The organism is Evansella vedderi, from assembly GCF_030813435.1.
Taxonomy (GTDB): Bacteria; Bacillota; Bacilli; order Bacillales; family Salisediminibacteriaceae; genus Evansella; species Evansella vedderi.
The window spans coordinates 15,861-31,365 of the sequence record NZ_JAUSUG010000025.1 but is presented as its reverse complement, the minus strand read 5'-3'; the positions used below and the strand labels follow the sequence as shown (position 1 = coordinate 31,365).

The 15,505-nt window shown below is 39.4% G+C and carries 15 protein-coding genes; 9 read left to right on the top strand and 6 right to left on the bottom strand.

The genetic code is table 11. From position 1 onward, the window contains the following. Window positions 1-86: 86 nt before the first annotated feature. The 5 genes from ilvC to leuD all read left to right on the top strand — a co-directional run bounded on the left by ilvC (window position 87) and on the right by leuD (window position 6,054). On the top strand, window positions 87-1,118 hold the full coding sequence (ilvC, locus tag J2S74_RS23095; protein WP_307330749.1) for a ketol-acid reductoisomerase: 1,032 nt from the start codon (window positions 87-89) through the stop codon (window positions 1,116-1,118). Next, entirely contained in the window at window positions 1,105-2,649 is a 1,545-nt protein-coding gene (locus tag J2S74_RS23090) for a 2-isopropylmalate synthase (protein WP_307330748.1), read from the top strand. The genes ilvC and J2S74_RS23090 overlap by 14 nt, the downstream gene beginning before the upstream one ends. 14 nt (window positions 2,650-2,663) lie before the next feature. Continuing rightward, window positions 2,664-3,773 carry a 3-isopropylmalate dehydrogenase gene (gene leuB / locus J2S74_RS23085; RefSeq protein ID WP_307330746.1) on the top strand — a complete coding sequence of 370 codons (1,110 nt, stop codon included), beginning with the start codon at window positions 2,664-2,666 and terminating at the stop codon, window positions 3,771-3,773. Window positions 3,774-4,036: 263 nt separating this feature from the next. Next, window positions 4,037-5,455 carry a 3-isopropylmalate dehydratase large subunit gene (gene leuC, locus J2S74_RS23080; protein WP_307330743.1) on the top strand — a complete coding sequence of 473 codons (1,419 nt, stop codon included), beginning with the start codon at window positions 4,037-4,039 and terminating at the stop codon, window positions 5,453-5,455. A 17-nt stretch (window positions 5,456-5,472) separates the two neighbouring features. Beyond that, complete coding sequence (leuD, locus tag J2S74_RS23075) at window positions 5,473-6,054, top strand: 3-isopropylmalate dehydratase small subunit (RefSeq protein ID WP_307330741.1); 582 nt, start codon at window positions 5,473-5,475, stop codon at window positions 6,052-6,054. A 38-nt stretch (window positions 6,055-6,092) separates the two neighbouring features. Here leuD and J2S74_RS23070 read toward each other — a convergent pair whose 3' ends face one another. After that, window positions 6,093-6,674, bottom strand: coding sequence for a CBO0543 family protein (locus J2S74_RS23070; protein ID WP_307330737.1), 582 nt, complete (start codon window positions 6,672-6,674; stop codon window positions 6,093-6,095). 281 nt (window positions 6,675-6,955) lie between these two features. Here J2S74_RS23070 and J2S74_RS23065 point away from each other — a divergent pair, with 281 nt between their 5' ends. The 3 genes from J2S74_RS23065 (at window position 6,956) to modB (ending at window position 8,690) form a co-directional block, all read left to right on the top strand. Continuing rightward, window positions 6,956-7,132: a hypothetical protein gene (locus J2S74_RS23065; protein WP_307330734.1), complete on the top strand. Its 177-nt coding sequence runs from the start codon at window positions 6,956-6,958 to the stop codon at window positions 7,130-7,132. A 125-nt stretch (window positions 7,133-7,257) separates the two neighbouring features. Continuing rightward, on the top strand, window positions 7,258-8,016 hold the full coding sequence (gene modA, locus J2S74_RS23060; protein ID WP_307330731.1) for a molybdate ABC transporter substrate-binding protein: 759 nt from the start codon (window positions 7,258-7,260) through the stop codon (window positions 8,014-8,016). 14 nt (window positions 8,017-8,030) lie between these two features. Then, window positions 8,031-8,690: a molybdate ABC transporter permease subunit gene (modB, locus tag J2S74_RS23055; RefSeq protein WP_307330728.1), complete on the top strand. Its 660-nt coding sequence runs from the start codon at window positions 8,031-8,033 to the stop codon at window positions 8,688-8,690. Window positions 8,691-8,754: 64 nt separating this feature from the next. On the opposite strand, the gene J2S74_RS23050 is transcribed toward modB, so the two are convergent. Next, on the bottom strand, window positions 8,755-8,853 hold the full coding sequence (locus J2S74_RS23050; protein WP_307330725.1) for a YjcZ family sporulation protein: 99 nt from the start codon (window positions 8,851-8,853) through the stop codon (window positions 8,755-8,757). 151 nt (window positions 8,854-9,004) lie between these two features. On the opposite strand from J2S74_RS23050, the gene J2S74_RS23045 reads away from it, so the two are divergent. Further along, window positions 9,005-10,549 carry a peptide chain release factor 3 gene (locus J2S74_RS23045; protein WP_307330722.1) on the top strand — a complete coding sequence of 515 codons (1,545 nt, stop codon included), beginning with the start codon at window positions 9,005-9,007 and terminating at the stop codon, window positions 10,547-10,549. Between the two features lie 624 nt (window positions 10,550-11,173). Here the strand turns inward: J2S74_RS23045 and J2S74_RS23040 are convergent. The 4 genes from J2S74_RS23040 to J2S74_RS23025 all read right to left on the bottom strand — a co-directional run bounded on the left by J2S74_RS23040 (window position 11,174) and on the right by J2S74_RS23025 (window position 15,140). Next, window positions 11,174-12,343, bottom strand: a complete 1,170-nt coding sequence (locus J2S74_RS23040; protein WP_307330720.1) for a cation:proton antiporter — start codon at window positions 12,341-12,343, stop codon at window positions 11,174-11,176. Next, the gene (locus J2S74_RS23035; RefSeq protein WP_307330718.1) at window positions 12,343-12,825 is read right to left on the bottom strand and encodes a cation:proton antiporter regulatory subunit; all 483 of its coding nucleotides are present in this window, start codon (window positions 12,823-12,825) and stop codon (window positions 12,343-12,345) included. Before J2S74_RS23035 ends, J2S74_RS23040 begins: the two co-directional genes overlap by 1 nt. Window positions 12,826-12,970: 145 nt before the next feature. After that, entirely contained in the window at window positions 12,971-13,138 is a 168-nt protein-coding gene (locus tag J2S74_RS23030; RefSeq protein ID WP_307330715.1) for an aspartyl-phosphate phosphatase Spo0E family protein, read from the bottom strand. Window positions 13,139-13,436: 298 nt separating this feature from the next. Further along, entirely contained in the window at window positions 13,437-15,140 is a 1,704-nt protein-coding gene (locus tag J2S74_RS23025; protein ID WP_307330713.1) for a glycerol-3-phosphate dehydrogenase/oxidase, read from the bottom strand. Between the last annotated feature and the right edge of the window lie 365 nt (window positions 15,141-15,505).

Here is a 15,505-nt window from a genome sequence, read left to right as displayed (position 1 = left end):
TTCGGATTTCTTATTAGTAAAAATACTTTTGTCCCTGCCTCAATATAAAATAAAAAAATATTTCCAATAACGAAAGGATGTTTATTATGACAAAAGTACTTTATAACAACAATATTCAAGAAGAGGTTTTGAAAACAAAAAAAATTGCTATTATCGGATACGGCTCCCAAGGTCACGCCCACGCTTTAAATTTAAAGGAAAGCGGCTTTAACGTTGTCGTTGGTTTAAGACCAGGAAAGTCTTGGGATAAGGCAGTTCAAGATGGTGTGGATGTTCAAACAGTAGCAGAGGCTACCGCACAAGCGGACGTAGTAATGGTCCTCCTCCCTGACGAAAGCCAGCCAAAAATCTATGAGGAAAGTATTAAACCAAATCTTCAACCAGGAAATGCTTTAGCCTTTGCTCATGGTTTTAACATTCACTTTAATCAAGTTGTTCCTCCAGAAGGGGTTGACGTATTCCTAGTTGCGCCAAAGGGTCCTGGTCATCTCGTTCGCCGTACGTTTGAAGAAGGTGCTGGGGTACCTGCCCTATATGCCGTTTACCAAGATGCCACAGGTAAAGCGAAAGACGTTGCTTTAGCCTATGCAAAAGGAGTCGGTGCAGGACGCGCTGGTATTTTAGAAACATCCTTCCAAGAAGAAACGGAAACAGATCTATTCGGAGAACAGGCAGTCCTTTGCGGTGGCTTAACGAGCCTCGTAAAAGCTGGATTTGAGACATTAACAGAGGCAGGATATCAACCTGAGGTTGCCTACTTTGAGTGTTTACACGAATTAAAACTTATTGTTGACCTTATGTATGAAGGTGGACTTGAAGGAATGCGCTACTCCATCTCTGATACAGCACAATGGGGTGACTTTGTATCTGGACCGCGTGTTGTCAATGAAGAAACAAAAGCCCGTATGAAGGAAGTTCTTCACGATATTCAAACTGGCGACTTTGCAAAAGGTTGGATCCTTGAAAACCAAGTAAACCGTCCACAATTTACTGCAATCAATGCAAAGGAAAATACACATCAAATTGAAAAGGTAGGCCGTGAGCTTCGTGAGTTAATGCCATTTGTAAAAAAACAGCAAAACTCCAAGAAGGAAGTGGTCGCTAATGCGTCTAATTAAAGTCTTCGATACAACACTAAGGGATGGTGAACAATCTCCTGGTGTCAATTTAAATCAACTAGAGAAATTAGAGATCGCTAAGCAACTAGAGCGTTTTGGTGTAGATATTATGGAAGCTGGATTTCCAGCTTCCTCCCATGGGGATTTTGAAGGGGTTAGAAATATTGCAAGAACCATTAAAAATTCCTCTGTAACAGGACTTGCAAGGGCAACAAAGTCAGATATTGATATAGCCTGGGATGCACTAAAGGATGCTGCAGAGCCTAGGCTGCATATTTTCTTAGCCACCTCCCCCATTCACATGACCTATAAATTAAAGAAAACTCCAGAACAAGTAATGGAAACGGCAGTCAACATGGTAGCTTATGCAAGAAAAAAATTTCCTCAAGTAGAATGGTCTGCAGAGGATGCTTCCCGTTCTGACAAGGACTTCTTAGTTAAAGTTATTGAAAAAGTAATAGATGCAGGAGCAACTGTCATTAATCTTCCTGATACAGTTGGCTACACTACTCCTGAAGAGTATGGCATCTTGTTCCGATATATTAAGGAAAATGTTCGGAATATTGACAAAGTAGCATTGTCCGCACATTGTCATGACGACCTAGGAATGGCAGTGGCTAACACAATTGCCGCTATTGAAAATGGGGCAACCCAAATAGAAGGAACAATTAACGGAATTGGTGAACGGGCCGGAAACGCAGCACTCGAAGAAATAGCCGTAGCATTAAATATTCGCAATGATAAATACCCTTATACTACAAATCTCATATTAAAAGAAATTAAACGAACAAGTGACCTTGTAAGTAGATTAACAGGTATGGCTGTACCAGCCAATAAAGCAGTAGTTGGTCGAAATGCCTTTGCCCATGAATCTGGTATTCATCAGGATGGTGTCTTAAAAAATGCCTCCACTTACGAAATTATCACACCAGAATTAGTAGGAATACAGTCTAACAATCTAGTTCTTGGAAAGCATTCTGGGAGACACGCCTTTAAAGATAAAATTGAACAGCTTGGCTTCACTTTATCCAATGAACAGCTATTGGAAGCATTCCAAGCCTTCAAACAATTAACGGATCGTAAAAAAGAAGTTACGGATGACGACTTATTTACCATATTAACAGATATTCAGACGGACCTTTCTAATGTAAAGAAATATGAACTGGAAAGCTTCCAAGTTCAATATGGTTCTGCCAATATCCCAACAGCAACTGTGGCTCTAACTACACCTGTTGGAAACCGTGTTGAAACAGCCTGTACAGGTCAAGGAAGTGTGGAAGCTTTATATAACACTCTTGAAACATTAGTAGAGGAAAAAATCCATTTAACTGATTTTTCCTTAAGCTCTGTTGGCCAAGGAAGAGATGCCCTAGCTGAAGTTCATATTAAAATGTCCGTTAACGGAACACAGGTAAGCGGAAGAGGTTCCGCACAAGACGTATTAGAAGCGTCCGCAAAAGCGTTTTTAAATGCTGTAAACCGTTTCTTTTTCAACCATAGGAAAGTAGTAAAAGAAACAGCTCAAATTTAAAGGAGGATACATCCATGAAAAAACAAATAGTATTGCTTCCTGGAGATGGTATTGGTACCGAAGTTATGGACTCGGCAAAGGAAGTTTTAAACGCCATTGCAGACGAATTTAATCATACATTCACCTTTTCCACCTATGATATTGGAGGAGTTGCCATCGATAAGCATGGTACTCCCCTACCAGATGAAACGACAGCAGCATGTAAAGAAGCAGATGCTGTACTGTTAGGTGCCGTTGGTGGACCTAAATGGGATAACAATCCTTCCCACTTAAGACCAGAACGAGGACTCCTTGGAATTCGAAAGGAGCTTGGCTTGTTCGCAAACCTACGTCCAATTAAAGGCTTCCCTACCCTGCTCCACGCTTCTCCTTTAAAGGAACATGTTGTGGATGGAAGTGACCTTCTTATTGTTAGAGAGCTCACTGGAGGTCTATATTTTGGTACACCAAGCGAAAGACAAAATGATGGTCAATCCGTGGTGGATACACTAGCTTACACTCGTAAAGAAATTGAGCGTATTGTGGATAAAGGATTCCAATGCGCACAGCTTCGCAGGAAGAAGCTTACATCTGTAGATAAGGCAAATGTACTTGAATCTAGTAAGCTATGGCGTGAAGTGGTAGAAGAGAAAAAAGCACAATACCCAGACGTGACCGTTGAACATGTCCTTGTGGATGCAGCCGCTATGAAGCTCATCACTAACCCTGCTCAATTTGATGTAATGGTTACGGAAAACATGTTTGGAGATATTTTAAGCGATGAAGCCTCTGTATTAACGGGTTCCCTTGGAATGCTTCCTTCTGCTAGCTTACGAGAAGATAGCTTCGGGCTGTATGAACCAGTTCACGGATCTGCTCCAGATATTGCTGGTCAGGGAATTGCCAATCCTCTAGCAATGATTTTATCCGCAGCACTAATGCTAAAACACTCCTTCCACTTAGAGAATGAAGCAAACTTAGTGGAAAGTGCGGTCAAGGCTGTTCTTGACGAAGGCTATCATACAGCTGATTTAAACATATTAGGAAATGGTCAAAAGGTCGGCACTGAAAAAATGACAGAGCTTGTTGTTCAATTTATTAAAGCAGAAAGTGCAACAAAAAGTATTCAAAGCTGTTATTGCTAATAAGAAAAGCTTAAGGCGCCTCCTTTAAACTAATTTAGCTCTATTATACTTGTCTGTTGATTTCCGCTCCAGGCGTTCGCTTTCCGCGGGCGGTCAGGAAGCCTCCTCGTCGCTGACGCTCCTGTGGGGTCTCCCTTTGACAAGCTTCTCCCGCAGGAGTCTCACGCCTTCCGCTACAATCAACAATGAGCTAATATAGCCAAAAATTTAAGTAGTTAAAGTGGCGCAAGATACTGACAACTTTTTATATAAGGAGTGATATCATGTCGCAACCAAAAACAATTATTGAAAAAATTTGGGAACAACATGTTGTTCATGTGGAACCCAATAAGCCAGATCTTCTTTATATCGATTTACATCTTGTCCATGAAGTAACATCCCCACAAGCTTTCGAGGGATTAAGGATGCAAGGTCGTAAGGTAAGACGTCCTGACCGTACATTCGCTACAATGGATCACAACGTCCCAACGTTAGATAGATATTTTATTAAAGACCCTGTTTCCAAAAAACAAATGGAAACACTAAAAGAAAATTGTGAGGAATTCGGGATTCCATTAGCAGATATCGACCATCCTGACCAAGGTATTGTCCACGTTATTGGACCTGAGCTAGGTTTGACTCAACCTGGAAAAACCATTGTATGTGGAGATAGCCATACTTCCACACATGGGGCTTTTGGTGCTTTAGCATTTGGAATTGGGACGAGTGAAGTGGAGCATGTTCTTGCTACCCAAACACTTTGGCAAACGAAACCAAAAACTCTTAACGTAAAGGTGAATGGGCAGTTAGGAACCGGAGTAACTGCAAAGGATTTAATTCTCGCAATTATTGCTAAGTTTGGAGTACGCTTTGGTACAGGCTATGTGGTTGAATATACAGGTGATGCCATCCGCTCCCTATCAATGGAAGAACGAATGACCGTTTGTAATATGTCCATTGAAGCTGGTGCTAGAGCTGGTTTGATCAGTCCTGATGAAACTACTTTTAACTATTTAAAGGGTAGACGCCATGTACCAAAAGGAAAAGATTTTGATGAAGCAGTTGAAAAGTGGCAAGCACTTGCCACAGACGAAGGTGCAGAGTATGACACAACAGTAGAAATAGATGCTAATGAAGTGGAACCACAAGTCACTTGGGGTACGAATCCAGGTATGTGTATTCCTATTAATGCCACAGTCCCTAACCCTGATAAAGCATCAACTAAAAACGAAAAGGACGAAATATCCCGAGCGTTAGAGTACATGGGCCTCACAGCAGACCAACCTATATCTTCTGTAGAAATTGATCATGTATTTATAGGATCCTGTACTAATTCCCGTTTAAGTGATCTACGTAAAGCAGCTTCTATCGTTGAAGGAAAAAAGGTAAAAGATACAGTACAGGCCATTGTTGTTCCTGGATCGCAAAGTATAAAGCTTGCTGCCGAAGAAGAAGGCTTGGACGTTATCTTCAAGGAGGCAGGCTTCCAATGGAGAGAAGCTGGCTGCAGTATGTGTCTAGCCATGAATGATGATATCGTACCATATGGTGAGCGCTGTGCCTCCACATCCAATCGTAATTTTGAGGGGCGTCAAGGTAACGGAGCTCGTACACATCTTGTTAGTCCAGAGATGGCAGCAGCCGCAGCGATTGAAGGACGTTTCGTAGATGTTCGTAAATTTGCTACAACACTTTCATCATAGGAGGGAAAAATCACAATATGGAACCTATTCGAAAACATAAAGGACTCGTTTATCCATTAAACAGATCCAATATTGATACAGACCAAATAATACCGAAGCAATTCTTGAAACGAATCGAACGTCAAGGGTTCGGACAATTCTTATTCTACAACTGGCGTTTTGATGATGATGGCATTCGCCGAGAAGACTTCTCTTTGAATGACCCTAAGTATGACAATGCTTCCATTCTTGTTGCAGGGGAAAATTTTGGATGCGGATCATCACGGGAACATGCCCCTTGGGCACTGCAGGATTATGGTTTTAAGATTATTATTGCCCCAAGCTATGCTGATATTTTCTATAATAACTGTGTAAAGAACGGAATTCTCGCAATCAAACTCTCGGAAAAGGGAGTAGAACAGCTAATTGAAAAAGCGGAGACTTCCACGTATGAATTAACCGTCGATTTAGAAAAACAAGTGATTCAAGACAGTGAAGGGTTTGAAGCTACATTTGAAGTTCCAGCCTACCACAGGGAAATGCTCCTCAATGGATGGGACGAAATCGCTGTAACCTTGACACATGAAGATAAAATTTCACAATACGAACAAGCACAATAATGAAAACAGTGAGTAACGAAGGAATAACTCTTCGTTACTCACTGTTTTTCTATCCTATTCTGTATGGGAGTTTTTCCCTCTGCTTTTGTAATCACTTCATCTACTAGATATTTGACTAAGGACGCCTTAGCAATATAAATGGGAAAGGAATACACATACTCCCAGTTATCTAATTGGTATATTCCAAGCCATACCGTAATTGGTTCAAATATGAATGTAAATGCAGTCGCCATTATAGTATTCGCAATTAAAAAGGACTTCCATTTAGGGAAAAGCTGATATAGTGCCATATGAAAAATAATAATAATTCCTTGATCAATGGAAACTAGTCTCGGAAGAATACTTATTAATTGATAAGGATAGGACCACAGCTGCGCCTCGACCCCAATATCATCCAGCATCATAACTACGATCATCAGGATCGTTCCAAACAGCAAGATGGTAGTTAATCTCTTTTTATCAACAAACCTCCACCATATAATCCATGGAATGATTAAGACCGCTACTAACAACCACCATTGCATGGAAAATAGATCATGATGCAACCAATATTCTAGTCTCATTTGTGATAATTTTGCATGGACCTCTTTTATTTCCTCAAAGCTGGGATAGTTTTTCATCTATTGACTCTCTTCCTTGATTTTTTAGACAGATATAATTAGTTTGTCCCTCATTTTTTCCGGGTATAACAGGAGTCAAAAAAGCCGTCAACTAAATATTTCGAATATTTGAAGGGTTTTAAATTTGTGTTGGCGAATTTAAATCATCATAACAACATTATCAACATATTAATATTGTAATCTTATCCGTTACATTTATTTATCCACTAACACAGAATAATCTCCGAAAAAATAATCATTACTAATCTAAAGTATACCTTTGTAAGAAAGGGGGAAATACATTGAAAGCTTGGCTTACACCTATCTGCTTTATGCTAATTCCCGTATTTTATGTCCTAGTGGGACTAATGGGGCTTTCTCTATACGGCGTCGTATTTTGGACTGGTGCCACTATCCTGACATTGTTAGGAGCATACTTTACGAAGTTCCTACCAGCTTTTGAAGAAAATCCATCGTAACGAAAAGAGGCTGTCTAAGGTTTGGCTACTACCTTAGGCAGGCTTTTTTTATATTCTCATGGAATACTGTTCCCATATAAAATATAATGGAATTTGTAATGATTAAAAATCGGAGGTACATTCCATTGAAAAGAATAGTATTGCTCACTCTTTTTATATTCTCCCTCTTTACTTATACTGCTTGCTCTAATACAAATGAAACAGTGGAACTTCACGTAATGGCAGCTGCAAGTTTAACCGATGTAATGAATGAGTTAAAAAGTGAATACGAACTGCAAAATCCCCATGTGAATCTTATATTTAATTTTAGCTCTTCTGGAAGACTACGGCAGCAAATTACTCAGGGAGCACCAGGAGACTTATTTATTTCCGCCTCCTCAAGGGATATGGATTTGTTAGAGTCTCAAGGAGACCTTGAAATGAGAGCAGACCTATTACAAAACCAGTTAGTAGTTATAACACCTGCTGATAGTAATTTATCCATCGTTTCCATAGAAGATTTATTGAACAACGATCAGATTGGCCGTATAGCGATTGGACAACCTGAGATGGTACCGGTAGGTCACTATGCGAAGGAGGCACTAGAAACGGCCGAGATTTGGACTAATATGGAACATAAAATAATATTTTCAAATGATACAAGACAAGCATTAACTTACGTAGAAACAGCGAATGTGGATGCAGGGATTGTCTATGTTACGGACACAGTTCAGTCAAATGTTAATGTGTTTGATATAATAGACGCTGACACCTATTCTCCCATTTATTACCCAATGGGAATAATGAAGAACGCTAATCCTGAGATTACTGATTTCTACCATTGGCTACAAGCTGAAGAGGCACAACACATTTTTCAAAGAAACGGATTTAAAACTATTCCATAAAAGAGTGATTTTTCATGAATTTAGATTTTTGGACACCCATATTTATTTCCATACGAGTAACAGTGATAGCAAGTATTCTAGGGTTTTCCCTCGCCTTAATTGCTGCTGGGTTAATGAAACGGCGTAATTTCAAAGGCAAACAACTACTAGAAACATTACTAATGCTACCGTTAGTACTGCCGCCAACGGTTATTGGATTTGGCCTACTCTACTTTTTTGGCCGAAACAGTACTATTGGGAGAGTCTACGAATTTATTTTTAGCGAGACGATTGTATTTTCCTTTATCGCTGCAGTGATGGCTGCCACTATCGTCGCTTTTCCCCTTATGTATCAAACCCTTAAGGCCGGATTTGAACAGGTGGATAAGGATTTAGAAGATGTGGGACAAGTCTTGGGTGGAAATTCTCTGCAAATCTTTCGATACGTCACCATTCCTTTATCTAAAAATGTCATGATTGTTGCTTTCATCCTTGGTGCTGCAAGGGCCCTTGGGGAGTTTGGTGCAACCCTTATGTTTGCTGGAAACATTCCTGGAAGAACACAAACAGTTCCTACCGCCATCTATATTGCAGTGGAAACGGGAAGAACGGAGCTTGCTATATATTGGGTACTATCCATCGTCACATTGTCCTTTTTCCTATTATTTTTTGTACAATGGAAGAAAGAAACATAGGTGGAAAGAAAAGAGGAGGAACCAAAAGGTATGGAAAAATCCTTTCGTTCCTCCTTTCTGCTATTTAGTACACATAAGCAGCACCAATAATAGCTAACAAGATAAATAACACTAAAATGAAGGCAAAGCCCCCTACATAGCCCCTTGCTGGAGTGTGAGACATATTAGCAGCCCCCTTTCATCGTTTCATCCACAACATATGCACAATATCTAGTTCTGAGTGGGCAAAACGGAAAAAAATAGTGATTCTTTCTCCACTTTTGTATATAATGAGAAATTGGAGCATTTCAACTTAGCTGGAAAGGGTTATGTATATGACTAACGAAACACCTAGAAGGACGTTTGCTATTATCTCCCACCCCGATGCTGGGAAAACTACGTTAACAGAAAAACTGTTATTACTCGGTGGAGGTATTAGAAGCGCCGGAACTGTTAAAGGAAAAAAATCTGGTAAGTTTGCTACATCAGACTGGATGGAGATTGAAAAACAAAGGGGAATTTCCGTAACCTCCAGTGTAATGCAACTTATTTATAATGATATACAAATTAATATATTAGATACACCTGGGCATGAGGACTTCAGTGAAGATACCTATCGAACGTTAACAGCTGTAGATACAGCCGTAATGGTTATCGATAGTGTGAAAGGTATCGAGGCTCAAACTTTGAAGTTATTTAAGGTCTGCCGTATGCGTGGTATCCCTATTTTAACTTTCATCAATAAATTGGACCGTGAAGGAAAAGAACCACTTGATCTTTTAGCAGAGATTGAAGAGGTCTTAGAGATGGAAACCTATCCCATGAACTGGCCTATTGGTATGGGAAAAACATTACGCGGGATCTACAGCATTCCTGATGAGAAAATTGAACTGTACAATGACTCCCACGAACGGGAGATTGTTCCATATAGTGAGCAGAAGGTCCTTCAATCCTTTGAAAAAGAAAAATTAGAAGAAGACATTATGCTTTTAGAAGAAGCTGGTAATGAATTTACAATGGAAAAGGTTCAAAATGGACAATTAACTCCAGTGTTTTTTGGTAGTGCACTATCTAGCTTTGGAGTACAATCCTTCTTGGATAACTTTGTAAAGCTAGCGGCAGAACCACAACCACGTAAAGCGTCTGGGGAGCTTGTAGACCCTGATAGTGACACATTTACAGGGTTCATTTTTAAGATTCAAGCGAATATGAACCCTAACCATCGTGACCGAATTGCCTTCTTCCGCGTCTGCTCAGGGAAATTTGAACGGGGTATGGAAGTGATGCTTTCTCGCACAGGGAAGAAAATGAAGCTAAGCCAGTCCCACTCCTTTTTTGCTTCGGATCGTGAAACAGTGGATACTGCAATGCCAGGAGATATTATCGGTTTATATGACTCTGGAAACTTTGAGGTTGGGGATACACTAGTGAGTGGAAATGAACGAATCGTTTATGAAGAAATGCCACAGTTTCCCCCAGAACGCTTTGCAAAAATAATGGCAAAAAACGCCCTAAAGCACAAGCAATATCACAAAGGTCTTTCTCAACTTGTTCAAGAGGGAACTATACAGCTTTATAAAACACCCTATTTTGAAGACTTCATTATAGGTGCCGTTGGGGAGCTGCAATTCCAGGTATTCGAATATAGGATGAAGAACGAATACAACGTAGATATTGAATTTACCCACTTAACCCATGAACTGGCCCGCTGGGTTACGAAAGGGGAAGTGACAGATAAAATGCTGGACAGCCGAAAAATGCATGTACACGATCAGCAAGGTCGTTCTGTCATTTTATTCGAAAACGAATTTACTCTTCGTTATTTCCAAGATAAGTATCCGGATTTAGGTCTATCAACCGGTTGGGAGTTATTAGAGTAGTTTAATGAGAAAGACTTCACGAAGTATAGGTAGTGACTATAGTTTATAGCTGCTACCTATGCTTATTTTAGTGGGCATCTTCTTTTAGTCCTTAGTTGGAATGCATTCGTTCCCCAAATCGATTGTAGCTTTCTATTTCGGTAACTTTTCCCCCTTTATTGTTACCCAAATCCTTCTCCTCTTCCCTTTTCGGTAACTTTTTTCCCTTTATCAATACACAATTCCTTTTTCAACCTCTATTCGGAAGAAAATAAAAAGCACAACAAAAAAAACCTGCACTATAAAAGATGCAGGAAACCCATTAGCCTATTTTATCCTTTTTATATTTCCTTTTGCCTGCCCCTTTGCAATACGGACAAGAAACCTTTCTCTTCATAAACCAGAGCTTCCTTTCAACGGAACCATTACCATTACATCTTTTACAAATGTACAAGATAGCCACGTATAAAACCACCGCCTTCTTTACCTTTTTTTTCATTATACTACATAATGATGAAAAAATAGCATGTCACAGACGTCCAATTTAAAAAATATTCTGTTAACAAATATTACAAAGGTATTACAAAGAGGTTGCCTCGGATGGTATTCTTTTAACCTTTTGAGACAACCCCTTATAAAATATTTTTACCCTGGCAACTTTACTTTTTCAGGTTTCTTATCTGGATAGAGCTTCTTCGCAATTTTCGGTGCAAATTGGAAGAATACAATACCGATCATAGCAATGACTAAAATAAATATACTGCTGAATACCATTACTTCAGCGGTTGCAAGGGCTGCAATAATAATGGAGAATTCCCCCCGCTGAATTAAGGAAAAACCGGCCCGAACGGAAACTTTTTTACTGAGTCCGTACATCCTCCCTCCAACGACACCTACAATTATTTTTGCAATAATTGCCCATACAACCAATGTTATCAATAGGGGAATCATCGGAACGCCTGCTCCAAATTCAATGGTAGTACCAAACCATAGGAAAAATAACGGTAAAGTTAAATCTCTAATTGGCAGGATCAAGTGCTCTAGCTGTTCCGTCTTTCTCACTTCTGCAATCATGATCCCCGCTAGGAATGCACCGAGAACCTCTGATAAATCGAGGAATAGTGCAAAACCACCATATGCTAACGCAATACCTATTACAAACATGATAAAAATATCGGAGCTTAAATAGCGTTCAAAGAAATTCTGCAATCTAGTAAATAATAATTGTCCTAAAATAATGGCACCAGCTGTAAGGGCTACTACCTTCAGGATTAGAATAGTAAAGGAGCCGCCAGTCATTCCAACACCAGCAGTTAAACCTACAAGAATAGCAACTAATACAGGGGCTACCAAATCCTCAAATATTAATAATCCTAATATAAATTCTGACTCAGGATTGGCCATCCGCTTATTCGTCTCTAATAGCTTTGCTGTAATCGATGAACTCGTGGCATAAACTACCCCACCAATAATCAGGGATTCTAGAAGACCTAAACCAAACAGGTAAACGATAAGCATCGTTACACCAATATTAAGTATAACGTCCAAGGTACCTGCTGGTGTAACTTTTTTAGCCACCTTTAACAACTGTTTTATTGGGAATTCCATACCTAACATAAAAAACAATAAAACAATTCCCACTTCACCTATTAAAAACAGTAATTCATTGTCTCCTAGAAAGGAAGCTAAAACAACCCCTAATAATATATAGATAATAACTTCGGGAATTTTAAATTTAAAGCTAATGAGTCCGAATATAAACATCAGGAGGAAGATGATTCCGGCACTCAGCATTACTGGAATATAAATTTCCACTAGGAAATCTCCTTACCTTCACATAGAGCTTCAAATTTAGATATTTCCTCCTGTTTACCAATAACCATAACCGTATCACCCTCTAATAACACTTCATCCAACCCTGGACTTGCAATAACATCGTTATCTCTGAAAATACCAACAATAGAAACACCAGTCTTTTTACGAACCTCAGATTGACTAATGGTCTTATTAACTATTGACGAATGTTTATCTAGTTTAATCCACTCTGTCACAATTTGGCTCTTCAACAGCTTCATTTTGTCCACGTCAACTGGCTGAAACATAGCCCCTAAGAGATGCGCTCCTAATTCTCTTGTTTCATCAGCCGTTAGGTCGATGGCAAAATCAGCCTCATCATTATCCTGATCATGGAAGAAATACAATTCCCTTTTTCCAGTGTGGTGAACAATTAACACAATCATGCTGTTTTGTGCTGTAATAAAAGAAAACTTTTTACCAATTCCTGGTAAGTTAGCCATTTTTACTTGCATATGTATTCCGCCCTTTCTCCTAGTAGCTTATAAAATACAGTATATATCAAATTCAAGCATGTACAAAGTTAATATATATCCTCCAAAGAAAATACACCCTTCTTTCCATGTGAGGGTGTATGATACTATATTTTTATTGGAAAACTTCTGTTCTTTCCGTTTTGTTATTTGGCGTTCCCACTGTCAACCTTCTATATATATTCATTAAATGGTCAAGCTCTTGGCTGTATTGAACTGTTTGCTTTGATGTGAAACCATAGACATTGGCTGAACGAATCATCTGTTTTCTTTTCGCTTCCATTTGCTTTATTAAATGGTAATGAATCCCCATGTCACTCACTCGCTTCTCGTAAAAGACTTATTTATAGGACAAATGTACTTGTTATTAGGGAATGTGTTATCCCTCACCAAAACCTTAATAAATACTATTATAGGTAATTTTGTAAAAAAAACAATAGAAAATAGTCATATTTTTCTATTTTTAACAAGTAATTTGCTAGTTTTGTCTAAATACTACTACCTGACCAACTAAATATTCGATTGTCTTTTACTAGGTATAATGTGACACCGCTTTCACGACTTATTTACTACCTTATTTATTATCGTCGAAAGTTAACGGAAATGGTGTTTCTATTTTTCCCTTTTGATTCCACCCTTTCAGCTGTCTCTTCGGCAAATGCCATCGCCCTTTCTAGCTCTAACCTATAACTATCTATTTGCTCATTAGACCACTGAAAGTAGTCTGACATGTATTGAAGCACTCCTTTTTTCCATTTTTTCACCCATTGAATATTAAATAGTAAAGCCCCTGTTCTCCTATTAAAAAAATCAACTGGTGAGACTACCATTTCATCCTCTATTCCATAAAAAAGAGTAGCAAACACTTCTTTAGGTAAGCGATATTTTTTGGCAAGCTCCCTTTTTTCTTCCACTATTTTATAAACTTTTTTTACATTGGATCCATAGAGCTTTGTTAACTTCAAGGCCTCTTCTTTCCCTAGACCTAACTCTTCACCTAACCGCGAATATTTTTTTACAAATAAGGGGAAGTCCTCTGATCCACCAACATCCCCGCCGGCAAGAGTTAATTTTGCCGTCTTACATGGGGTAACTGTGCCCCATTGCTTTTCAATGAGATCAACAATTTTTTCTGCCATTTTGCGATATCCCGTTAATTTTCCCCCTGCAATGGAGAGAAGACCTGACTCTGAAATAAAAATTTCATCCTTTCTAGAAATTTCAGAGGCAGTTTTTCCTTCTTCATGAATTAATGGACGTAATCCAGCCCAACTGGACTCCACGTCCTCCCTTGTAAGTTTTACATCTGGGAACATATAGTTTACGGCGTTGAGAATATAATTCAAATCCCCCTCAGTCATATGAGGGTTGGCAAGATCCCCCACATACGTCGTATCTGTTGTTCCAATATATGTTTTCCCTTGCCGGGGGATAGCAAAGATCATTCTCCCATCCTTTGGCGTATCGAAATATACTGCCTGCTTTAAAGGAAATCTAGATTGGTCAATGACGATATGAGTTCCCTTTGTTAAATGGAGGTATTTCTCTTTTTTCGAACGATCCTCCTTCCTCAATGTATCGACCCAAGGTCCTGTTGCATTAACGACTTTCCTAGCACGAATGTGGTACTCTTCTTTTGTTAATAGATCTTGGGCAACCACTCCTACAACCTTCCCATTTTCATACAAAAATTTCTCTACCTTTGCATAATTAACTGCAGTCGCTCCTAGCGCTACAGCTTTTTTTAAAACCTCTATCGTTAGTCGAGCATCATCCGTCCTATATTCTGCATATAGCCCGCTCCCTTTCAACCCTTCCTTTCTTATCAGTGGTTCTTTAGCTATGGTTTGTTCTCTGTTAAGCATCCTTCGTTTTTCATGCTTTTTTACTTGCGCTAAATAATCATATATTTTTAAACCAAATGAAGTGGTAAATTTACCAAATGTCCCACCCTTTATAATAGGAAGTAGCATCCATTCGGGAGTTGTAACATGGGGAGCGTTCTCATATACGATGGCTCGCTCCTTACCAACCTCAGATACTAGCTTTATTTCTAGTTGCTTTAAATACCGAAGTCCACCATGAACAAGCTTAGTTGATCGGCTAGATGTTCCTGCAGCAAAATCCTGCATTTCTATTAAACCAGCAGAATACCCTCTTGATATGGCATCAAGGGCAATTCCGGCGCCAGTAATTCCACCGCCAATGATCAAGATATCTAATTCCTTTGAACTCAATTCCTTTAAGTATTTCTTTCTTTCGAGTCCAGAAAAAGCTTTTTCCAACATCCTCACCCTTTTTTCTAGGCTATTTTCATAAATTTTATTTTTTTATTAGCTTGGAGAAGCGGAAGGCGTCGACTCCAGCGACGAGCATAGCTTCTAGAGTTTGCTACGAGTTGTCTCGACGCATGCGCTACGAAGCTATGCTTGTAGAGGAAGAGACACAGTTTTTCCCGAGGAGGCTGAAGCATTGCCCGCGGGAGCCAGGATGGCGACATTACGTCGTTGCCCACAGGACGTGGGCTGCCCTTAGGTGTAATTGGTCCGCCTGTAGCGTATCCAAGACAATCAATATTCTTCAATAACACCATCGTTTCTATGCGATAAATAATTGTAGGAGTATTTCTTTCCTGCGACGAGTAATCGCA